The organism is Roseibium sp. RP-7, from assembly GCF_053005225.1.
Map to the genome: position 1 here is coordinate 163,561 of NZ_JBRKQA010000001.1, position 21,723 is coordinate 185,283.

Here is a 21,723-nt window from a genome sequence, read left to right on the forward strand (position 1 = left end):
GCTCAGTCCTGCATTTCAAACAGGCCCTTCAGGAAACTGTCGACGTCTCCAAGGCGTTTGTTGCGGTCGAACTCGAGCGCCTGGCGCAAGGTGTTCCAGGCTTGCGGGGACAGCCCCTCGATAGGCGCCGGCCCGAGACCTTCCCGCGCGACCTCGTCTATCGGCCGGAACTGGAACGGATGGCCGCCGGTCAGGATCTGGTACGTGATGCAGCCAAGCGCAAAGACATCGTCGCGGGGATCACGGTCCGCGCGCCGGAATTGCTCGGGGCTTGCGTAGGCCGAGGTCAGGCTATCCCGGATCGGATGGTCCGCACTGGCGCTTGCCGCTGCCGCCAAGCCGAAATCAAGGAGCTTGATCGTGCCATCCGTCAGCAGAAAGATGTTGCCGGGCTTCAGATCCGAATGAACGACGCCCCGGCTGTGCGCATGGGACAGACCTGCACAGGTGCCGCGCAGGACCCGGGCGCATTCGCCCAGAGGCAGGGGTTTGCCAAGGGCCCGCCCGATCCGGCGGTCCAGTCCCACGCCGTTTAGCTGCTCCATGACGATAAACACATCGGCCTTGTCGCGATCGAAGTCGTACACGGTGGTGATATTCGGATGTGCGAGTGCCTGAGACTTGCGCGCCTCGGCCTCCAGAAGCCGCACGGCTTCGGTGTCGTTGCGATAGTTCTCGTTCAGAAGCTTGATGGCGACATAAGGCTGGTCGTGAGCTGCCTCCAGGCGCCGGCGATCAACGGCTGAATAAACGTGCCCCATGCCGCCGCTCCCGATCTCGGTGTCCAGAATGAACCGGTCACGCAAAATGGAGCCGACACCAGCGCGTTTCACCTGGGGTGTCGCCAGCTTGTTGACGTCGAGACTGTCTCTTTGTCCGCCGCCGGAAACGCGGCGCGCGTCGGAACGAAACCGGGCACTTTTGAATTCGGTCAGATATTTGTCCAGTTTGCCGCTGTCGGCTGAAGGTGGTGGTTCTTCGGCGGCATTCGCGCGTCGACTGCGAAAGCCGGCGTAGCCCGCAACGAGTGAGGTCAAAATGGCCTCGTCCATCTTGCCCCGTGTCTTGTCACTTGCTGTCTCGTCACCCGTTGCCCCGGCTGGCTCGTTCAGCAATGGCAATGGCGGCAGGTTTGCAGGGGGCGTTGCTGCCTGCTCAGGTGCGGGTGCCGATACCGGTTCCTGCTGTGTGCCGTGAACAGCATGTGGACGTGGCGGACCGTCAATCACGTTGTAACCGGAATGCTTGGCATCGCCCGCCGGCAACTGGTTCTGCAGTCTCTGGCCGAGCTCAGTCGGAAGGTGGCCAGCTTCGACAAAATCCCGGATTGCCTGCCGCGTTTCATCAAGGGCGTTCGCTGATTGCTGTGCACCGGTCCACAGCTGCTTCGACAAGGCGTCATAAGACAGCTTGCCGGACACGAAGGCGGTTATCAGCGTGTGCGTGGCGGTGGTCGTGTCTGACGTCAAATCTGCTGGATCCCTGGCGACAATTCGGCCCGAAGCTTCTCTTGGCCCCGGAACAGGAGCAGCGCAAGCCGTTGGGGCGACAAAGGTAGAGCTGGGAAAACGCGTGGGGTATGGTTTGCCAGCCGACGCTCAGTATGCGCGCTGCAGTCGTTTTGTTCCAGTTGGCTTCGAGCATTTTTGCTTGGATGACCTGAGCGTTGATCGGATCGTCGAACGATCCGGGGGCAATTTTTGAAACGCCCATCCACCCCTGATAGATTACCCGAGCGGCAGGTGATTTATTGGCAAGGGATGGAAGAGGAATTGACTGCGCGCAACCTTGAAACCGGCTCTGCTACACCCTGACCCGCTGCAACGGTGTGTTGGGACCAGGGGTATGAGACCGACGGCAATATCGTGATCGCGCAAGTCACATTCGCCTTCATGTCAATTTGAGTGAAACTTACAATCATCAATAGGGGTTGATCGAAATGACCGGGGAAGACGACATCAAAGGCGGGATCGCCAGCTTCTCGATTGGCCTCGGAAACAAGGGGCACGGTGCAGTCCCGATCAAGCCGGCACCGCCTTTCAGGGTGCTGATCGCAGGAGACTTCGGCCTTGCGGCAACCGGCGTGGCTTTCAATATTACCGGCCAGGACGTCGAGGAAATCCTGGAACAGAAAACACCATCCTTTTCCGTCTCGGCGGTCAATATGCTCGGTTCGCATCCACCCGAGCTGGAAGAACAGGTCTCCTTCGCGCGCCTGAAAGATCTGGCTCCGACAAAACTGCTGCGCGGATTTCGCTTTGTGCGGGATCTTGAGGCGGCTTCCGGTGACCAGGATCAGCTTGCCGTTCATGACCAGCGTTACGACAAGATCGGCAAGTCGGCACTGGATGAGCAGAAGTCATTGATGGAAAGACTGCTGAAAGACGACGAATTGCCGGCTTCAGAGCAAGGCAAGCGTAAGGAAAACGATGCCTCGAACAGCAGCAAGGGAACCGAGGGGCTCGACGCCCTCCTGTCGATGATCCGCAGTCCGGAGGAAAAGGCTGCTCCTGGCGAAAGCGGCAGTGCTGCGAAAACCGCAGTGGACGCCTTCATTCAAAAGACGCTCCAGGAAACGGGCCAGGTTTCAGGTGCACCTGTCGAGGGGAAAAAGAAGGATGCGCCAGCCGATACGCTGCAGCAGGCACAGGCGCGTCTCTTCTTCGAGAGCCCGAAACTGAGCAATGTGCTGCTGAACTGGCACGGATTGAACCTGCTCCTGAGTGAAGTTCCGTTCGACCTGACGCTGGAACTTCATCTCCTTCAGCTCGATCACGATCTTGATGCCGTCGACCTGCAGGAGGTTCTGGGCGAAACCGGCGAGGCCCTGCAGGCAGAACTCTACGATATCGCGCTGTTTGCGAACGAAATCGGCCTTGGCCCACGCGACACGGAACGGCTGAAGGTACTTGCGCGGGAATGCGCCGAAAGTGACACGGTTGGGCTTGCCGCGCTTGCCGGGCACTTTGCCGGAGTACCGGGTGAGGAAGTTGCCGACATCGAAACGCCACATCAGTTGCTCGGCAAGCCGGGCTTCGAAGGTTTTGCAGGCCTGAGGGCCAGCGATACCGCCTCTCACCTGGCACTGTTCTGGAACGATGCCCGGTTGACCGCCGAAGAGGACGGTGCGCCGGCGCTGTTTGTCTCAGGTGCTTTTGTCGCCCTTTCCGAAATACTGGTCCAGCTTGAAACTGAAGTGTTTCCGCGGCTCCCCGTCGGCATGCCAAAGGATTATGATGCGCTGGAGCTTGTCGAAAACCGGTCGATGGGCGGTGAAGTTGCCATGGCAACACGGTTTGCCGTCGGTTCGGACACGGCACCGTCGCTCGCAATTGCCGGCATCAACGTGCTGGAGGGCGTCGCCAACAGAACCAGCCTCGTATTCCGTCGGGCCGTGACGGTCCAGCCCGGCGAAGACGGTCGGGGCGCGCTGGATCAGGCCCTACTGGTGTCCCGCCTGTTTTCCCTGTTCCAGGAAGCTCTCGGCGAGGCGGTGTTTGCAGGGCAGGATGCTGACGAGCGCGAGGCTGCGGTCGCAACGAGCCTGGAAGTCCTGAGCAGATCCCTCTCAGACAAGGTCACTTTCGAAGTGGAACGAATGGCGGTGGAAGATCAGGATCTGATCGGCGTAACGGCATTCGTGCGGAATGGCTGGGCCTCGGGCCAGCAGCATTCCTTCTATCTGCCGGCTTCCGGCGGCTGAGCATCTGTTTCCGTCCAAACGGTTATCACCGTGATGTCGTCCGAGGATCCGCCGGCCACAGCGCGCGAAACAAGCCGGTCAGCAAGACCGGAGGTTCCCTCGGTGGCCATCCTGGCCAGCGTGGTTTCGTCCATGCCTTTCAACAGTCCGTCGGTGCAAAGTACGAAAACATCGTCGGGCATCATCTCCAGCGTTCGGCGGTCAAGCTGAAGCGTGTTGTGGATGCCGACAGCGGCAGTCAGCCGTCCGGCTTTGTCGGCATGGTCCTCCGAGATGAGGAACAGTTGCTGCTGGCGCAAAAGGTAAAGACGCGAATCTCCGGCCCAGATGCAGCTGGCTTGTGTCCCGCTGATGATCAGGCTGAGAGTTGTCGTGCCTGAAATGTCTTGTTCGGGGAGAGCGAGAAAACCGGCGTAAAGACCGTGATTGACGTGGTTGAGCTTGGCTTCCAGGGCAATCTGCCGGGCTTCGTGGCTGCTCGGCGGCATGTTGGTCAGTTGCGAGATGGCGTGAACCGTCGCACGGCTGGCGACGTCACCCTCTCTGTGACCACCCATGCCATCGGCAATCGTGAAAAGCCCATGCGACGGGGCCGCAAAGTGGCAGTCCTGGTTGACCTTGTGTCGGCGTCCGCGCCGGGTCGCTGCTTCGGATCGTAGCAACGCAACAGCGGCAGAAGTGTCGACCGTATTCAAACGCACGTTTTCCCGAGTAAGGGCCGCAGGACCAGTCCGGGTTCGATCTTAACGCGCAGTCATTCTCCGGAAAAGAAGTCTCCGGTTTCCAGCTGGGCGCCGGTCATGTTCGTCTGGATGAGGTGGCTCGTCGCAGGGCCCGGATAGCTGTCTCCGGCAAGCAGACCGAACGCGAGCCGGATCGAGAGTGGCTGGGAAGCATGCAAAATTTGCTTATCCCTGGTCTCGTAGCCTTTCGCGTGGTGCGCCTTTATAAAATGTACAAGTTTCACGCCGAAATTGCGTGGCAGATGCTTTCATCGGTTGAAACCGGAGGCTGTCGGCTTTTTGCACTCCGGGCACTGATGCAGATTTGGGAAATGGCAATGACCGCAGACGTCGCAGAAATCACCATCGGCCACGAGACGGACGGCGACCTGATCGTTGTTCGTCCTGTCGGCAAGCTGGACACGCTCAGCGCAAAAACCTTCGAAACCTACCTGAAGAACCTGATCTCGGAAAAGCCGGCAACCTTGCTGATCGACATGGAGCAAGTGGACTACGTCACCAGTTTCGGGCTGAGATCACTGTTGATCGTTGCCAAGCTTCTGGCTCCTTCCGGAGACAAGCTGGTGCTGTTCCAGGTGAACCAGTCCGTGGTCGACGTCCTCAAGATCTCCGGCTTTCTGAAGATCATGCAGGTGGCGGAAAGCCGGGAAGACGCAAAGGCGCTGGCGGGTTGACCGAAGCTCACGCCCAGCAGCTTGAATTGAACAACGTCCGGCAGGGAACGGGATGGTGGATCTCGAGACGGTGACAGTTCGAAACGACCTGGAGGACCTGCCGGCGGTCTATACCGTGCTGGAGCGGTTCTGCACAGGAGCGGGCCTGTCCGACGCGGTCCGCCGTACCCTGTGCCTGGTCGTTGAAGAGCTGTTCGCCAATACCGTTGCCTACGGCTATCCGGATGGCGGCAAGGACCAGATCGCGGTCACGGCGGCGCTTGGGCCGACACACGTCAAGCTCGTTCTGTCCGACAGGGCGAGACCATTCGACAACAGCGGCATGCCGTCCGGTCCACCGGAAGCGGACACAGTCGAGGACATGGGCATTGGCGGTCTGGGCCTTTATCTGGTGCACCAGCTGGCAGATGATGTGGCGACCCAACGGATCGGAAACGTCAACCACACCACGGTCCTGGTGCCTCGCGCCAAGGATTGACGGGCACCTTGCTGCAAGGCGGTTCCCTCAGAAGGCAAATTCCATCATGGAGAAATCGTCCGGCAGGGGCGCATTGTCGTGGAATGTGGCCAGCCAGTCGTAGATGGCTTGAGGGACGGTTCCGTCCACGGATTTCGATTTGTCCGCGAGCTCGGCCCAGGTCAGTGTCCGGCCATCCGCATCCTCGATTTCGTACGTGCCGTCGCTGATGACGAGCAATCGGTCGCCCGGGCGAATGTCGAATGTACCGCCATCGAATTCCATATCTGGGATGGCGCCGATAACCATGCCTTCCGGCGTTCCGAGGCCGATGACGTCCAATCCCGATGCCGAAGGCCGCATGAGAATGGCAGCAGGGTGGCCGCCGGAGGCATAGGCCAGTTGCCGGGTCGAGTGCCGATAGACGCCATACCAGATGGTGAAGAACATGTTGTTCTGCCGTTCCATCGGAAAGGCATTGTTCAGTTTGGCAAGAACGTTTGCCGGGTCACGAAAATCGGTGCCCCCAAGCGCATTCGAGCGCAGCACGTTGATGATCGCGACAGACAGCAATGCGGCCCCGACACCATGGCCGCAGACGTCGATCAGGTAAATTGCGAAATGATCGTCGTCGAGGTCGTGATATCCGAACGAATCACCGCCGAGTTCGGTTGACGGCACCAGAAGCCAGTCCGCTTTCGGGGCTTCGGGACGCCTTTCCGGCAGGATGGAATAAACATAATTGCCGGCATCACGAAGCTCCGCTTCCAGGCGTTCCTGGGTGCGGGTCAGCAGGATGTTGTATTCGGCCAACTGGTCTTCCACGGCCTCGCCATGTTCGATCGTTGCCTCGTAAAGCAGCTTGAGGTCGTCATGTTCAGCGCGCAATTCCTCAAGTTCTCTGCGCACTCGCGCGAGTTCGCCAGCGGAAGTGTCTGGTTGGGCAGCGGCGCCAAAATTACTGGTGCTTGTCATGTTGTAAATATGATGCCTTTACGGACGCGCGGTGGAAACTCAAAGTTTAGAGTTCTGCTGCTATGTTAATGAAGCAGAAAACATTGGAGCAATCGCGGTTGATATATCCTTGGCAATGAGCGACACCGTATTGTTAAATACATGAATTATCGATGACACGAGTCCAATCGGCCAAAATTTCCAGCTTTCTCGTATAACAGAAGTGCATCGCTTTGAGGTGCAATTGACCACGCCAGCGGGGGAATAAAAATGCAGGCACCTTCTGAAGGCATATCATCAAATTCCGGTCTGCCGCAGATGATTCACCTGGATTTGGACATCAAGGATTTTTGCACCGACTGGACCCATTGCGATCTCATGTCGGGATACATTGCCCGGATGGTCAGCCACAACCGGCTGGATTCGCTCCTGTTTTCCAATCTCTATTCGTCGGCTTTGAACGAGCTGCTGGAAGCGGTGTACCGCACCCACGGCTCAGGCGGCAAACTGCAATGCGCGGTTCAGCGCGACGGCAATGTCGACAGGATCGAACTGACTTTCCCTGCGGACGAAGAAACCTACAAGATCTATGAGACCGCCATTGCGAAGGTCAACGGCGAGGACGCCGAAACGCTTTATCTGGAAGCGCTGTTTGCCGACGCCGAACCGGATGCGAGCCTGGGGCTCCTGGAACTCGGCGTCGACTACGGCGCCCGGCTTGCCATCGGACGGAGCGAAGACGGCCGCATGAGCCTGGTTGCAGAGCTCGTGCTTGAGGACGACACAGAATGATCGCTGATAATATGACACAGGCCTTTCAATGGACATTCAACGAGAACGATCAGGAGTTCTCGCTCCATGGCAGCTTGCGCCCCCAGCGGGCCGAGGAACTGCATGGCTGCTTTTCCGCGATGGAACAGTCCGTCGCCAAGGTGAGCGGAAAATTCTACGTCAACGTCAGGCGCCTGGTGCGCATGAACAACGTCGCCTTCCACGCATTTGCCGGCAAGATCCTGGATCTTGTGCGCAACCGCAGCGATCTGAGCGTTCATGTGACGACGTCGAGTGTCGTTGGCTGGGCAACGCGCAAGTTCGCCGTGCTGGAGACGATGTCCGACAAGATCACCGTCAGCGAATACGACAACGAGTTCTACCCGGGACAGTCCTTCGTCGAGGACAGTGAATTCATTCATGTCCTGCGGACACAGACCAAGCTTACCTGGCGCCATGAGAAGGAACTCCTTCGCCGCCACGGCCTGAAGCCGGGAATGCAGGTGGCCGACATTTGCTGCGGCATCGGCGATTTCGCCGTGCTCCTGCAAAAGGAGTTCGAGCCGGACCGGCTTGTCGCGCTGGACCATTCCAGATCCAGCCTCGACTACGCACGCCGTGTCGCCGCCGACTTCGGCATCAAGGGCATTGACTATGTCTTTGGCGATGCCGCGGACATGCTGCTGGAGGACAATCAGTTCGACTTCGTGACCTGCCGACATTCCCTGCAGGTGTTCGATCAGCCGGAACTGATCCTCAAGGAGCTCTACCGTATCTGCAAGCCGGGCGGCCGCATTTACGTGACCAACGAAAAGAACTCCCATTGCCTCGGCGAACCGAGATCGGAGTCTATCCAGTGGACCTATAACGAGGTCGCCAAACTCTGGCACCATTTCGATATGGATATCGAAATCGGCCCGAAATGCCGGCGCCTCCTGATCGACGGTGGTTTTGAAAACGTCACCATAGGCTCCTTCATGGTCACCAACACCGACGGCGACCCGCAGGATTTCGCAGACGTCATCGCCTCGTGGAAAAATCTCTTTGCCGGCAAAATGGCGCAGGAACGCGGCGACAGCCCCGAGTTCATCGAACGCTTCGCCAAGGGTTTTGATGATCATATTTTCGCAGCGCTCCACCCCAAAGGGTATGCGGGCTGGCCGATCTGGGTTGCCTCGGGGCGTAAGCCGCTATGAATGCACCGGTAAAGAGCCCTCAGAGTGAAAAGTCGATAGGTCGCTTTTCCCTGCGAAGCTTTCGCGCCAAGTTCATTCTTGTCGTGGGCGTGGCGGTGCTGTTCGATCTGGCGCTTGCCGGTGGCATCGGCATCTGGAACGTGCAGAAACTGTCCAGGGATGCAACGGAGCAGGTCGGTGAAGGCCTGACCACCGCGACCGAAGACTATCTGGAAACCTACATCGATACGACTGCGTTCCGCGCCGACCTTCTGATCGAGCGTGTTCATTCGGAACTTGCGACGCTTGCCTCGTCGATGCAGACACTGATCGACCACCCGGATATCCAGGAAGCGGTCGGCAACACGATTGAAGGCAGTTCGGAGTTTTCCTCCGGACTTGTCTACGACGAAAAAGGCGGCTGGTCGCAGAACACCGAGGGTGTTCCTTCCGCAGTCAGCGTCTGGGGTTACTTGCTCGATGAAGACAAGAACCCGCTTCCCAAGGCCGCAGATGAGCTGAAGAACAGCTCCTTCCTCAGCCTTGTCGGGCCTTCGATGATGTCGACAGGCGCTCCCAAGCTGCAGATCTATTATGTCGGCCCCAAGGACGCGTCGATCATGCGCGCGACCCCTTATTCGGAACAGGCGCAGACATTCGACCTGCTTTACCCCGGCCATAACGAAGGCGCGAACTTCTGGGATTTCTTCTTTCCCGGGGTCTACGAAGGTTGGCAAGGCTGGATCAAGGATCCGTCTTCCAAGCCGGTTGAATCCAACATCGTCACCACTGCTCCCTACATCGACGCGATCACGGGCAAGCTGATTGTCAGCTTCTTCCATCCCCTGTGGACGCAGGATCGCAAGGATGTTGCGGGCATGGTCGCGGTCGACATCACGCTCGAACAGCTGACTTCGCTAGTCGAAAGCCTTGAGATTTCGGAAAGCGGCTTCGGCTTCCTGACGATGTCCGACGGCAACGTGGTGGCAACGCCGAAAGCCGGAGAGGCCACACTGGGTCTGGTTTCGAGCGACGTCAGCGGCCAGGGTGTTACCGGCGTGAACCGGAACCTCAAGGAAAGCAGCCAGCCCGCCATCTCTTCCCTTGAACTCAGTGCCAAGGACGAGACCGTCATCAAGCACATCTTCCTTGAAAATGACGGTGAAGAGGTCCCCTATCTTCTGGTCCTCAAGCAGCTCAACCCGACCAACCTGTGGGACGGAACCGGCATCACCTCGGAAACGATGACGCTGGGCTTTGTCGTTTCCGAACGCGAGATCTACCAGTCGCTGATCGATGCCACCAACAACATCTCCGAGGCGACGGCCCGCATCCTGAACTACCAGCTGATTGCCTTCTGCGTCAGTATCTTCGTGGTGTTCGTTGCGGTCTATGCCATTTCCGGCCGTATCACCAAGGGCTTGTCGCAATTGGCCGCCGCGGCGCGCGCGCTGCAGAACAAGGATTATTCGGTTCGCGTTGCTATTCCGACCCGCGACGAGGTTGCGGCCGTGGGGCTTGCGTTTAACCGGATGGCGGAAGAGATCAGCTATCACACGGAGAACCTTGAAAATCTCGTCGAGGAGCGGACCAGGAAGCTGGAAACCGCGAACCATGAGATCGGCGAGCTCAACAAGCGGCTGAAATCGGAAAACCTGCGCCTCGGGGCCGAGCTGGATGTCGCCAAGCGCATTCAGGAAATGGTTCTGCCACGGTTGAGCGAACTGGAAGTCATCCCGCAGATCGAGATTGCCGCCTTCATGGAACCGGCAGACGAAGTCGGCGGCGATTACTACGACGTCCTGTTCGACGGCAGCCGCATCAAGGTCGGTATCGGCGACGTGACCGGCCACGGCCTTGAAAGCGGCGTGTTGATGCTCATGGTGCAGTCGGTTGCCCGTGCGCTTCAGGAGAAGGGGGACAAGGATCCGATTGCCTTCCTGGATGTGCTCAACCGCGCTGTCTACAAGAACATCACCCGTACCAATTCCGACAAGCACCTGACCCTTGCCTTCGTTGACTACGAGGACGGACAGGTCACCTTGTCTGGCCAGCACGAGGAAGTGCTGATCATTCGTGCCAATGGCGAAACCGAGCGGATCGACACGATGGATCTCGGTTTCCCGGTCGGGCTCGAGGCCGATATTTCACCCTTTGTGGCCACACTGGATCTTGCGTTCGGACCCGACGACATCCTGATCCTGCATACGGACGGGATCACGGAAGCGGAAAATGCGAAGGGCGAGATGTATGGCCTCGACCGGCTTGCCCAGAGCGCCCATGAAAATCGCGAAAAATCCGCTAAAGGTATTGCCGCGGCGGTCATTAATGATGTGAAGTCGCATATCGGCGACTACAAGGTATTTGATGACATCACTCTTGTTGTCTTGAAGCATAGGTAAGGCATGGTCGAGGATTTTGGAGAGACGGCTGCTTTGAACGGCGGAGACGCGAGACAATTTTGTCTCACGCTGATGGCAGAGCCGCTGGAGCTGAGCTGGCATCATTGCGGCCTGACATCGGATTTTATCGGGGAATATTTCAGCAGGGCTTGCGGCAAAGGCATCGATCCTGTCGATGCCCGCCACAGCATCAGTTACATGATCAACGAGATTCTGGAAAATGCGATCAAGTTCCGTCACGGCGGCGACATCGCGATTCACAGCTCGCTGGAAGAACAGACGTTTGAAATCCGGATCGTGAACCGGATCGACCAGGAAACGGCCGTCAAGTTTCAGGGTCACCTGAAAGCCCTGCTCGACCGCGAACCGGGAGAGCTGCTCCTGGAACGCATCGAGGAGAACGCCCTCAACCCGGACTCCTCCGGCTCAGGCCTGGGTTTGCTCACACTTATGAGCGACTACGAGGCCAAATTGGGCTGGTCTTTCGCGTCTGAGCGTGTAAGTGAAGGCGTTGAGTTGACGACATATGCTTCTTTGCGACTTTCCTGATCGCTGACATATTCCAAAGGAAGAAATCACAATGGAAATCAGCACGAACGATTACCGCGTTTGGACTGAAGGCTCCGCCATCCACTACGAAGGAACGATGCGGCTTTCAGGAACAGATGCCTACGCACCTATTCTGGACATCATGAATTCCGTTCTGGCGGCCAAGCCGGAACTCATCACCATGGACCTGACAAGCCTGGAATTCCTGAACAGCTCCGGCATCAACCTGCTCGCAAAGTTCACGATCGAAATCAGAAAGCAGCCGGAAGTCGGCGTTCGGGTTCTGGGCTCCAAGTCCATTCCCTGGCAGTCGAAATCACTCCGCAACCTGCAGCGTCTGCACCCGGCGCTTGAACTGACGATTTCCTGATCCCGCACACAGGCGCGTGAGGACGTGCTGATGCAAGCGCAACGGAAATGCCCGCAGACTTCCGGCCTCGGTTTCAAGAAGGCCGGATGAATTGCGCATGTCGCAGACCTAATATCCGTTCTCGTTGCAACAGGCTTTCAGTCGTCCCGCCAGTCTCCCGGACTTGATAGAGAAAATTTCGGCAAGGCTATCCTGATCACGGCGCAGGCCGCAGCTGGCGCTGTCAGCGCCGTGAAGGTTGCCTGTAAAGCGCCAGTCAAGTGATCGGGCAGGGTTTGCAATCCTGCTCAGAGACTCAGGCCATGAAGTTCCTGTCGCGGCGGTGCAGGGCTTTCCACCGCTCGTAATCCGCCAGGCCTGTTCCTGACTTTCCCGTTTCAAAAATCCCTTGGCCGGCAATGCGATCCGGCGGAATATGCCGGTTGATCCGCCGGCTCCCGTGCCGCGGGCAGCCCACTCCTGGCAGGACTGGCGGCATCGCTTTTTGGGGTGCCGTTTCTGTCCTGCTGCTTCTTGTCAGCGCCATCTTCCGGAGGCCTTAATGACCCTGTCCGCTGAAGCCGTCGAAATCCTGAAATCCGTCAGCACGGCGACACTCACCACGATCCTTCTGAAAAAGGGACTGCGCAACGTCTGGATCCGCGGGGCAATGCCGCTCGATCGCTCCAGACCTCGGATCGTCGGGCCGGCATTTACCCTTCGTTTCGTGCCTGCGCGTGAGGACCTGGCAACGCCCGCTTCCTGGGGCTCTCCCATTTCAACACGTGCGGCTATCGAGGAGATGCCGGAAGGATGCGTCGCGGTCATCGATGCGATGGGCATCCGCGACGCCGGTGTCTTCGGCGATATCCTGTGTGCCCGTATGCGCAAACGCAATGTCGCTGGCATGGTCACAGACGGCACAGTGCGCGATCTGGCCGGTGTGCTGGCGTCGGATCTGCCGGTCTGGTGCAGCGGTGTCTCGGCCCCGCCTTCGGTAGCCGGTCTAACCTTTGTCGGCTGGCAGGAAACCATCGGCTGCGGCGGTGTTGCGATCATTCCGGGCGATATCATTGTGGCAGACGGCGATGGTGCGGTTGTGATCCCAGCAGCCACGCTTGATGACGTGCTGAAAGAAGCCCCCGAACAGGAACGCATGGAGGCCTGGATCGTCGAGCAGGTCGACGCAGGTGCGAAGCTGCCGGGCCTTTACCCGATGAACGAGGAAACCAAAGCGCGCTACGAAGCCGAACGCTGAGGGGCGTCGGTTGCCGGAATCTGCATTCGATAAGGGAATCTGACGACGATGCAGCCCGGCTGCCATGCCTCTTCCGGCCAGACTGCTCTGATAACGGGTGCTCGCGCGCCTGTTGCCCTGCATCACGCCCGGCTGTTTCATGCCGCTGGTTGGCGTGTTGTTCTGGCCGATATGCCCGCACGCCCAGTCTCCCGGGCAAGTCGTGCCTGCGCACTCTATCAGCGTCTGCCATCGCCAAGGTTTCATCCGGAAGATTTCACTGATGCGCTCGAGGCGCTGATCGAACGCGAAAAGCCGTCCCTGATTGTCCCGACCTGCGAGGAGGTCTTCTACCTGGCGGCAATCCGGGAGAGGCGTGGCCTTGGGGCAGAGCTGTTCGCGCCAGGTCTCGACCTGCTTCAGACGTCCCACAACAAGCATGACTTCATCAAGCTGTGTGAAAGGCTCGGGATCGCCGTGCCCGAAACACGGCTGCTGACGTCTCGGGAAAATGTCACCGACCTTGTCAGGCAAGCCGAAAGCCTTGTGTTCAAGCCCGTCTGGTCGCGCTTCGCCGGTCAGGTCCTTGTTTCGCCAGCGTCCCGCAAGTTGACGCAAGTGGTGCCGAGCGCTGCAATGCCCTGGGTCGCCCAGAAACGGTTGGAAGGAGACGAGATCAGCGCCTACGTTCTGGCGCGCGACGGCAAGGTGCTGGCAGTGTCGATATACCGTTCGCTATACCGGGCCGGTGCTGGCGCGGGGATCTGTTTTGAACCGGTAACGGACCCGGCAACACGGGCTTTTATAGAAACATTCGTCGGGAACACCGGTTGGACCGGGCAGGTTTCGTTTGACCTGATGCGCCTTGAAGACGGCTCTGTGCGCCCGCTGGAATGCAATCCGCGCGCGACCAGCGGCCTGCATTTTTTCAAGGACGCGGCCCAGTTTGTCCGCACGCTTTTGCAAGGTGGTGACGAAATCTTGCCGGACGTAGCGGGCATTCAGGCCGTGCGGCTGGCCATGTGGGTCTACGGTCTGCCTTCAGCGCTCCGCTCACGAGGTTTTGCCCGTTTCCGGGAGGTTCTCGGTGCGGCCGGGGAGATCCTCGGAACCGCGGACGATCCGTCGCCGGGGCGTGCGCAAATACCCGCCTTGCTGGAAATCGCGACCATAGCCATGCGCAACCGGATTAGTCTTCAAAGCGCCACCACGAGGGACATCGAGTGGAACGGGCCGGATCAAAGTTCGATGTAGGCACTTCTGGGGGACGCTGCCGCACCTGGCAGCTCGCCCTCTTCAATTGCCTCGATATCCCTTCGTAAATAGTCGAGCGGTCCGATCAGAGGCCTTGCGTCCGGAAAGCGCGCCGCGTTTTCAAGCGAGGATTTCAATACGCGGCGGTCTTGTTCCAGAGCGATGCGGAACATCGGCTGGAACATCCAGGACTTGACCCGGTCGAGCAGTCCCTCATTCGGTCCGATCAGGCAACCGATACCTTCAACAAGTCCGTCGGCGGCCTGCCGCAAATGAAAGGTGGTTGCCAGTGCAAGGCCGTTTTCGCCCCAATATTCCAGCTCGGCGATACCGGGAAAGCGATACCGCCCGACAGTCCGCACCCGCCCGGCTTCCAGCAGCCTGCTGATCAGGCCGTGCTGCCGGTCCTCCCCGGTATAGACGGCCTCGACCCAGCCAGGCCCACCGGTGATATCGACCCGAACCCGATGCCGCTTGCTGCTGAGGCCGCGCAGCAGGCCCTTGTGGGTGAAGTGGGTATGGGTCGCATCGAGGATGTTTTCGGCAGCATCGATCAATGTCGAGTTGGTGCTGCTGCGCACGAGGCGCACCACTGTCTTTCTGCCTTCCATCGGGTGCAGGTAGGGTTCACCTGCGGGGTCTCCTTTGGAAAGAAAGACCACGCCGTCCTTCACGAAGGTCTTGAGGCCGGGAATCCGGTACCCCGGCACGTCGCCCATGTGTCCCGGAATGGCGGTGCAGCGTCCGCCGCCGTCAAAACGCCAGCCGTGATAGGGGCATTCGATCTCGCCTCCGACGACCTTTCCTTTCGACAGTTCCATCAGCCGGTGCGGACAACGGTCGGCCAGAGCCGAAATGCCGGATGCACTCTTGAACAACACCACAGGTTCGCCGCCGAATTCGACACGGGCCGGTCGGCGCTTCAAATCCTTCACGAGCGCCGCGGCCTGCCAGAAATCCTTTGATGAAGTCATAGGTCGAAGGCCTCCAGAAGGGGAATGCCGATGCGCGACAGAAGTTTTTCGAGGCTTCGCACTGCCAGTTGCCTGCGCCGGGACAGATGGCCCGCATAGACGGCGTTGAACTCGATTTCCGGTTCTGCCCCGCGCAGCCGTTTGAAGTGGCCGGCGCCCGCGCTCATGTTGAAAAAGAGAGTGTGCCGGTCTGCAATGTCCTGGCCTGCCGCCATGACCAGCCGGTAGAGACCGTCCTTCAGCGGCAGGCGGGTGTCGTACCCAACCAGCGGCTGCGTCAATGTGCGGCCGTTGGCAAAGAAACCGGCTACCGCCACCAACTGGCCGCTGTCATCGCGATAACCAAGCAGTTGGAACAGGCCTCTGCGGTGGCATTCCCGGATGTAGGTTGCGGTGTACTGCGGATTGAGCGGTGTGTACTTGTCGAGATAGAGCATCTTGTAGAGCTCCGCGGCACGGTCAAAATCCGAGCCCTCGAAGCTGTCGTTTTCCGCGAGCCGATAGGGCGTCTGTTGCATCAGCCTTGTGTCGTAGTGGCGGTTTTGCGTCGGCCGTCCTGGTGTTTGGTCACCGGAGTAGAGATAGATCCGTCGTGCCGCCAGAAGCCTGAACCCAGCTTGCCTGAGGGCGTTCATCGATGACAGATCCGCCCGGCCATTGAGCGAGCGGATGACAATGGCATGCTCCGGATGGCGCTGAGACAGGGTTCTGGCGATCTCGCGGGCTGCGGCTGCATCGATTTCCGGAACTGGATTGGTCGACAGCAGCCAGTTGTTCACCTGCACCTGTCGATCAAGCCCGCTGGCCGCGATCAGCGGCGCACAGGCCCGGATCAGCGGTCGCACCAGATGGTAGGTCAGTGGCGACTTCAGGAAATTGCGCGTTTCCTCGACTGCATAGTCGATATAGGCAGCGCTGGGTGAACAGATGTAGCACGTCGGCGGACGGCTCGGTTCGTTGATCGTCACCGGAAAACACCGCCCAGCAATCTCCAGCGAGCTGACACGCGTCGTGAGGTTGGCAACAAGATCAGGCATGGCAAAGTCGTTGCACAAACGCACGAAGGCATGAACAGTCTCGGGGGCGTTGCTCACACCTCCATTGGCCGACGTGTCCCGCATGACCGGATCCCGCGCTGTGGTCATGATTGAGCCTGCCGCCTAAACCGGCTTTCCACCCGCCGCAGCTTGCGGGTGCTTTCCAGGGGCAGCCTTTCCCGGCGGAGCGAAATTGCAGGTACGAGGCCCAGTGCGCTCAGGGTATTGCCAAGTGCCGCCAGGGCCGCTTCAGCGCTCGTCTCCACCACCTCCGGTGGCAGTAGCAGGGTCACCGATCCATCTGCTTCCTGCACAAGGCGAAAATCGGATATCTCGCGCGAGGCATCCAGAACCGAATTGCGCAGGATGTCGGGCGTAACCGGCACGTCCGTTCCCGCGTCACTGGTGAAGAGAAAGATATCGTCCATCCGTCCGATCACTTCATCAACCGTCTGAAGCGGTGAGCCACAGGAGCATGGTGTCGACGCCAAGCGCAGGAGATCGTTCATCCGGTATCGCGCCATGATCTGGAAATCGCGGCGAAAGCCTGTCACCAACGGAGTGACGAGATCGTTTGCGACCGGCTCGAACTCGAAAAAATTGGCATCCTCGGCAAGATGCAGGCGGCCATGGGCACATGTCACGGCGAAAAGGCCTTCGGTTGCCATGTAGATCTGCCCGAGGGGAATGCCGAACCTCTTTTCGACAACGACCCGGTCGATCGGGTCGAGCGTTTCCGCACCTGCATAAAGCTTGTGAGGGGCTAGACGGCCCGACGTTTCCGCCAGGTGCCGCAACACCCTCGGCGGCGCGACGATGGTCGTCGGATTGAAGGTTTCCAGTTCGTCCAGCCAGGAAGCGATGCCATGGCGCAGATCGAAGAACCGCAATTGCAGTTGCCGCAGTCTGGCCGGGCTTTCGTAAAGCGAGGAGGACTGCGGCAGGATGATCGCAACCCGTTCCGGATGCCAGAGAAAGCGGGGTAAGGTCTTGGCCAGAATAGTGCCGAGCCAACGGAACCGCTCTGGTGCGGTAATGGCATAGAGGCCGCGGTTGCCACTGGTGCCCGTACTGGCTCCGATGTTGATCCCGTCGATCTCGCCGCCCGCCTCCAAGGCCCGCCATCCGGCCTCGGCGGTGATCCGGGCCCTGTTGAAGGCCTCGAACCGGCTCATCACGATGGCTTTGTCGATCACCGGCAGTTGGTCGAGGCGTGGCGGCGCGTCGCGGTAGAAATCGACCTTGGGAAGCGACTGGCGCAGCCAGGCATCCAGCCGTCGTTTCTGCCAGTCTTCGAAAGCCTTTCGAGATCGGCCACTGCGGCCGGTCCAGAGCGTTTCGGCAAAGGCAATGCCAGATTGAAAACGCCCGTTCATTGCGGGACCTCCGGCAAATCGTATGGACTGTCGGACGGATCGTGGCACAGCAGAACGTCGCCGCCTTGCTCCCGGAAGGCGGCAACCCGGCGGCTGCTTGCGGCAAGTGCCCGGCGCTCCGAAGCGACAAGAGCCGCGGGCAGTCCGGGGGCCTTGCCGGGATCAAGCGCTGCCGCACACCACTGGGTATCGACCGCATAAAGCAATGGCACCGGCTGTGCGGCAAAGCAGATGCCGAAATGGCCTTCCGCATGACCGGGCAGATTGACGGCCAGCGTCTCACCATCACCAAAGAGATCAGCTCCTTCGCCAAGTCCATTGGGAGCGGGCTTGACCGAGAGTTGGTCGATATCGACGATCCGGCTGGAGAGATCCTGCGGCAGCAACTCGTCAAAGACGCCGTGGCGCAGATTGGAAAACCTTGAGCGCGCCTCGACACGAGCGTGCACTGCTGCCTTCGCATAGATCCTCGCCTTCGGGAATAGGTGAAGCGCGGCAACATGATCGGCGTGAAAATGGGTCAGCACGATGGCTGCAACATCTGCTGTGCTTGCGCCAAGGCGATCAAGCACGCGGGTGGGCTGGTGCTCTTCGATCAGCCTCGGCCGGAGCAGACTGGCATAGATCCGAAGCGGCAGACTGCGCCCAGAACCTTCCGTGACCCGGGGGCCGTAACCTGTATCGATCAGCACCAGTCCGGCGGTCGGGTGCTGGTGAACCCCATAGCGTACCTTGAAGCGAAGCGGGTGACGCCCACCACTACGGACCACCAACCGCTCAGGCGCGGAAACAAAAGCGCTGTTTGCAAACACCGGGGTCAACGGGCGTTCCCTTCGACAAGTGTTTTTGCAAGACCGCTTTCGAAGTCGATCTGCGGTCGCCAGCCCAGTAACCGCTCCGCCTTGGAAATGTCGAGGCTCTGCCGGAAGGCGAAGAGGCCGAGCGTATAGGGTGTCGCCAGAGGTTCGCCGGCGCCAGGCACAATCAGACTTGCCGTCTCCAGAAGCCTGGCCACCAGGACAGCCGGGGCCAGGGAGCGGTTCTGCCAGCGAACCGGAATGCCCTTGGCGGCACAGACACGCTCGACAATGAAACGTACCGGCAAAGGTTCGCCTCCGGAAATGTTGAACGTCTCGCCTTCGCATTCCGGAGAGGCTTCAAGGGCCGTCTCGACGGCTGAGAGCAGATCATCGACATGCGTCATGTCGATGGAGGCAGCTCCATTCCGGAAAACCGGCAAGGGCCGCTTCTGGGCTGCGGCGAGCAAACGCGGCAGGAGTGTCGTGTCCCCCGCACCATAAAGGCCGCGTGGACGCAGGTTGATCGGGCCAAGGTCGGCGCGGGTCAGCACCAGCCGTTCGGCCTCGGCCTTTGTCGCCGCATAAGCGTTGATGGGCGGCGGCAACAGCGCATCTTCCCGGACGTTCTCCTTGTCCTTCATCTCGAAATAGACGGTGGGCGAGGAAATGTTGACGAACCGCCGCACGCCAAGCTTTTCCGCAAGATCAAGCAGGTGGTTTGTCCCGGTGACATTCGCCGCCACGAAGGCGCTTCGTGGTCCCCAGGGCGCGGAGAGCGCCGCGCAATGCACTATGGCGTTGACCGGACCAAGAGGCGCGATCTGATCCTTGTCGCAGGGGTTGGAAAGATCCATGCGAACGACGTCGAAGCCCTCGGCCTCAAGGTGCTGACACTGCAACTCGCTGCGGCCGAGAGCGATCGGGTTGGAGCCTTTGGCGCGCAAATGACGGATCAGGGCTCCGCCCAGAAATCCCGTTGCTCCAGTGATCAGCAAGCGCCCCATGGTCAAACCTCAAGGGCCATGCCGCCGAAGGTCACACCGGCCGATGTCCCGAGCAACAGCACGCGCATGCCGGGCTCGATCCGGCCCTGGCGCCAGGCAATGTCGAGCGCGGTTGGCAGCGATGCTGCAATCTGGTTGCCGTGGGTGCAGCCGATGTCGACCACCCGGCTGCGCTCCATGCCGGTTTCCCGGATCATGTGCTCCAGCGCGAGCGGGCTTGCCTGGTGGGGTACGACGAGGTCGATATCCTGCCGGGCCCATCCGGCTTTCGACAGCAACTGGTCGACGAACTGCGGAAAGTGCTTGTGCGTGACACGGAAGAGGTCCTTGCCGTCCATGTGAAACACGGCACGCCGGGCGAAGGTCTCGCGATCCTTGTGAAAATCGAACCGAGTGCCTCCGGCCCCGATCTCGCATGCTGCATAGGCGGAAGGGTAGGTTCGCAGCAGCGCGGCTGCAATGCCCGGGCCATTATCGCCTCCTGTCGTCAGGACTGCTGCAGCCGCTCCGTCGCCGAACAGGGCGGCAACATCGGGCTGGTCTTCCCAGGGCAGTGCGCGCGAGGCGATGTCCGCGGCAAACACCAGCACCGACGTTGCTTGCCCCAGCGCAAGTTTGTTGGCGGCAAGCTCGAAAGCGGTCAGGAAGGAAAGACAAGTCGCATTGACGTCGTAGGCCGCCGCCGTGCCATCGGCAAAACCCAGTCTCTGCATCACCAGTGGCGCGGTTGCCGGCAGGGTCTGGTAGGGAATACCGCACGCACCGAGGATGAGATCGACGTCCCGAGGCGTTCGGCCTGCCTTTTCAAGCGCGGCTTGGCAAGCCGCAACCGCCAGATCTATCTGGCTTTCCTCTGCTGCGACAAACCGGCTTGAAACGCCGGACAGTTTTTGAAGATGTCCGGCAGGAAAGCCCAGCTGAAGATCGAGGGTTTCCGAGGTGACGGACTTTGCAGGCAAGGCATGTCCAGTGCCTGCAATTCTGACGGGAAGAATGGATGCGGCCTCCGTTTGCGTTCCGGTCCGGACCGGTTTCAGACAAGGATCTAAGTCACGGGCCGAAGACACGCAAGGAGGATGGGGCATTGGACCAGGCGGAGAAGCCGGAACCGGCTTGCCAGGAATTGGGGCAGCATTTCAAAACGCGGGCAGATCGCAGCCCCAGGAACCGGTCATGCCCTTTGAAACGCAGCCTGTGTTCCCGCGGAGCAAAGACGTTGATTATGCGGTGTCACGCCGAACCTGTTTTGATAGGTGCGGATGAAATGCGAAGCGGATTCGTAGCCGCAGGCCAGGGCGATCTCAGACACGGACCGTTCGGTCTGCAGCAGAAGATTGCGGGCACGCGTGAGCTTCTGGTCTATGGCAAATCGTTTCGGCGACACCTTCAGGTGTTTCTGGAACAACCGCTCGAGCTGCCGGGTGGAAATGCCGATCTTGCGGGCGATCTCGGATGTCGGCAGGTAATAGGGCGCGCTTTCGTTAAGCAGACGAATTGCCTCGGCAATATGCGGATTCCGGATCCCGTGCCGCGCCTGTAGAGAAATCTGCTGGGCCGCGTTGGCAGGCCGAACACCGGAATAGACCATCATGTCCGCAATCGCGACCGCCAGGTCCGTACCGTGGGCTTCGCCGATCAGGTGAAGCATCATGTCGGTCGCCGCGGTGCCGCCGGATGCGGTGACGAAGGCCTCGTCCGTGACGAAGACATTCTTGCACAACTGTACGTCTGGAAAGGTTTCCTCGAAACTGTCGTGGAACGACCAGTGAATGGCTGCACGGCGGTCGTTCAACAGGCCAGCCTTGGCAAGAATATAGGCGCCCGAACAGATAGCGCCGATCTGGGTGCCCCGGGCACGCTCGCGCCGCAGGAAGCTCAGCACCTCCGGCGCCGCCCGGTCGCCGACATTCTGACCGGAGATCAGGAACAGGCTGGAGCGCGCGGGCAACGGACCGAGGCCCTGATCCACGAGCGTCACGGTTCCGTTGGAGCAGACCGCCCTTTGACCATCGGGTGAGGCCAGTCGCCACCGGTAGATTTCCTCTCCCTGAAGCAGGTTGGCGATACGCAGCGGCTCCACCGCGCAGGCGAAGGCGATATGCGAAAAATCTTCAAGCAACAGGAAGGTGACGTCAGTGGTTCGGGACATGTCGCTTTTCTCCGGCCTCTGTCGCCTCTGGCCGATCAGGGCCTTTCGGGCGCATGTATTATTATTGTGTTGATATTGTACACATCATGTATACAAACGAGTCAACTGAATTCGG

Annotated in this window: 21 protein-coding genes; 10 read left to right on the forward strand and 11 right to left on the reverse strand. The window is 59.7% G+C overall.

Features of this window, described 5'->3' with window-relative positions:
* Positions 1–2: 2 nt before the first annotated feature.
* Positions 3–1,469, reverse strand: coding sequence for a serine/threonine-protein kinase (locus tag ACVDG9_RS00725; protein WP_447237063.1), 1,467 nt, complete (start codon positions 1,467–1,469; stop codon positions 3–5).
* 470 nt (positions 1,470–1,939) lie between these two features.
* Between ACVDG9_RS00725 and ACVDG9_RS00730 the strand changes: the two genes are divergently transcribed.
* Positions 1,940–3,703: a hypothetical protein gene (locus ACVDG9_RS00730; RefSeq protein ID WP_447237064.1), complete on the forward strand. Its 1,764-nt coding sequence runs from the start codon at positions 1,940–1,942 to the stop codon at positions 3,701–3,703.
* Here ACVDG9_RS00730 and ACVDG9_RS00735 read toward each other — a convergent pair.
* Both ACVDG9_RS00735 and ACVDG9_RS00740 read right to left on the reverse strand, forming a co-directional pair.
* The gene (locus ACVDG9_RS00735; RefSeq protein WP_447237065.1) at positions 3,679–4,404 is read right to left on the reverse strand and encodes a PP2C family protein-serine/threonine phosphatase; all 726 of its coding nucleotides are present in this window, start codon (positions 4,402–4,404) and stop codon (positions 3,679–3,681) included. The two genes, ACVDG9_RS00730 and ACVDG9_RS00735, sit on opposite strands and share 25 nt — an antisense overlap.
* A gap of 53 nt (positions 4,405–4,457) precedes the next feature.
* Positions 4,458–4,604, reverse strand: a complete 147-nt coding sequence (locus ACVDG9_RS00740) for a hypothetical protein (protein ID WP_447237066.1) — start codon at positions 4,602–4,604, stop codon at positions 4,458–4,460.
* A gap of 159 nt (positions 4,605–4,763) precedes the next feature.
* Here ACVDG9_RS00740 and ACVDG9_RS00745 point away from each other — a divergent pair, with 159 nt between their 5' ends.
* Both ACVDG9_RS00745 and ACVDG9_RS00750 read left to right on the forward strand, forming a co-directional pair.
* Positions 4,764–5,120, forward strand: a complete 357-nt coding sequence (locus tag ACVDG9_RS00745; RefSeq protein ID WP_158514225.1) for an STAS domain-containing protein — start codon at positions 4,764–4,766, stop codon at positions 5,118–5,120.
* A gap of 52 nt (positions 5,121–5,172) precedes the next feature.
* Positions 5,173–5,598 carry an ATP-binding protein gene (locus tag ACVDG9_RS00750; protein ID WP_055657014.1) on the forward strand — a complete coding sequence of 142 codons (426 nt, stop codon included), beginning with the start codon at positions 5,173–5,175 and terminating at the stop codon, positions 5,596–5,598.
* Between the two features lie 27 nt (positions 5,599–5,625).
* Here ACVDG9_RS00750 and ACVDG9_RS00755 read toward each other — a convergent pair whose 3' ends face one another.
* Positions 5,626–6,486, reverse strand: a complete 861-nt coding sequence (locus ACVDG9_RS00755; RefSeq protein WP_447237067.1) for a PP2C family protein-serine/threonine phosphatase — start codon at positions 6,484–6,486, stop codon at positions 5,626–5,628.
* Between the two features lie 315 nt (positions 6,487–6,801).
* Between ACVDG9_RS00755 and ACVDG9_RS00760 the strand changes: the two genes are divergently transcribed.
* The 7 genes from ACVDG9_RS00760 (at position 6,802) to ACVDG9_RS00790 (ending at position 14,268) form a co-directional block, all read left to right on the forward strand.
* A complete protein-coding gene (locus ACVDG9_RS00760; protein WP_022999188.1) occupies positions 6,802–7,323 on the forward strand; it encodes a hypothetical protein in 522 nt (173 codons plus the stop codon).
* A complete protein-coding gene (locus tag ACVDG9_RS00765) occupies positions 7,320–8,498 on the forward strand; it encodes a class I SAM-dependent methyltransferase (RefSeq protein ID WP_022999187.1) in 1,179 nt (392 codons plus the stop codon). The genes ACVDG9_RS00760 and ACVDG9_RS00765 overlap by 4 nt, the downstream gene beginning before the upstream one ends.
* Positions 8,495–10,879, forward strand: a complete 2,385-nt coding sequence (locus ACVDG9_RS00770; protein ID WP_447237068.1) for a SpoIIE family protein phosphatase — start codon at positions 8,495–8,497, stop codon at positions 10,877–10,879. The genes ACVDG9_RS00765 and ACVDG9_RS00770 overlap by 4 nt, the downstream gene beginning before the upstream one ends.
* Before the next feature lie 3 nt (positions 10,880–10,882).
* Complete coding sequence (locus tag ACVDG9_RS00775) at positions 10,883–11,428, forward strand: slr1658 superfamily regulator (protein ID WP_051990044.1); 546 nt, start codon at positions 10,883–10,885, stop codon at positions 11,426–11,428.
* A 31-nt stretch (positions 11,429–11,459) separates the two neighbouring features.
* On the forward strand, positions 11,460–11,798 hold the full coding sequence (locus ACVDG9_RS00780) for a slr1659 superfamily regulator (RefSeq protein WP_022999184.1): 339 nt from the start codon (positions 11,460–11,462) through the stop codon (positions 11,796–11,798).
* Between the two features lie 541 nt (positions 11,799–12,339).
* Positions 12,340–13,035 carry a ribonuclease activity regulator RraA gene (locus ACVDG9_RS00785; protein ID WP_022999182.1) on the forward strand — a complete coding sequence of 232 codons (696 nt, stop codon included), beginning with the start codon at positions 12,340–12,342 and terminating at the stop codon, positions 13,033–13,035.
* Positions 13,036–13,083: 48 nt separating this feature from the next.
* The gene (locus ACVDG9_RS00790; RefSeq protein ID WP_447237069.1) at positions 13,084–14,268 is read left to right on the forward strand and encodes an ATP-grasp domain-containing protein; all 1,185 of its coding nucleotides are present in this window, start codon (positions 13,084–13,086) and stop codon (positions 14,266–14,268) included.
* On the opposite strand, the gene ACVDG9_RS00795 is transcribed toward ACVDG9_RS00790, so the two are convergent.
* From ACVDG9_RS00795 to ACVDG9_RS00825, 7 genes are all read right to left on the reverse strand, one after another.
* Positions 14,253–15,242, reverse strand: a complete 990-nt coding sequence (locus tag ACVDG9_RS00795) for a Rieske 2Fe-2S domain-containing protein (RefSeq protein ID WP_447237070.1) — start codon at positions 15,240–15,242, stop codon at positions 14,253–14,255. The genes ACVDG9_RS00790 and ACVDG9_RS00795 overlap by 16 nt on opposite strands.
* Positions 15,239–16,387, reverse strand: a complete 1,149-nt coding sequence (locus tag ACVDG9_RS00800; protein ID WP_447237071.1) for a GNAT family N-acetyltransferase — start codon at positions 16,385–16,387, stop codon at positions 15,239–15,241. The genes ACVDG9_RS00795 and ACVDG9_RS00800 overlap by 4 nt, the downstream gene beginning before the upstream one ends.
* Positions 16,384–17,655: a CoF synthetase gene (locus ACVDG9_RS00805; protein ID WP_447237072.1), complete on the reverse strand. Its 1,272-nt coding sequence runs from the start codon at positions 17,653–17,655 to the stop codon at positions 16,384–16,386. Before ACVDG9_RS00805 ends, ACVDG9_RS00800 begins: the two co-directional genes overlap by 4 nt.
* The gene (locus ACVDG9_RS00810) at positions 17,652–18,467 is read right to left on the reverse strand and encodes an MBL fold metallo-hydrolase (protein WP_447238271.1); all 816 of its coding nucleotides are present in this window, start codon (positions 18,465–18,467) and stop codon (positions 17,652–17,654) included. Before ACVDG9_RS00810 ends, ACVDG9_RS00805 begins: the two co-directional genes overlap by 4 nt.
* A 5-nt stretch (positions 18,468–18,472) precedes the next feature.
* Positions 18,473–19,459, reverse strand: coding sequence for an NAD-dependent epimerase/dehydratase family protein (locus tag ACVDG9_RS00815; protein WP_447237073.1), 987 nt, complete (start codon positions 19,457–19,459; stop codon positions 18,473–18,475).
* Between the two features lie 2 nt (positions 19,460–19,461).
* Positions 19,462–20,418: a 3-oxoacyl-ACP synthase III family protein gene (locus ACVDG9_RS00820; protein WP_447237074.1), complete on the reverse strand. Its 957-nt coding sequence runs from the start codon at positions 20,416–20,418 to the stop codon at positions 19,462–19,464.
* Positions 20,419–20,630: 212 nt separating this feature from the next.
* Complete coding sequence (locus ACVDG9_RS00825; protein WP_022999174.1) at positions 20,631–21,608, reverse strand: GlxA family transcriptional regulator; 978 nt, start codon at positions 21,606–21,608, stop codon at positions 20,631–20,633.
* Positions 21,609–21,723: the final 115 nt, after the last annotated feature.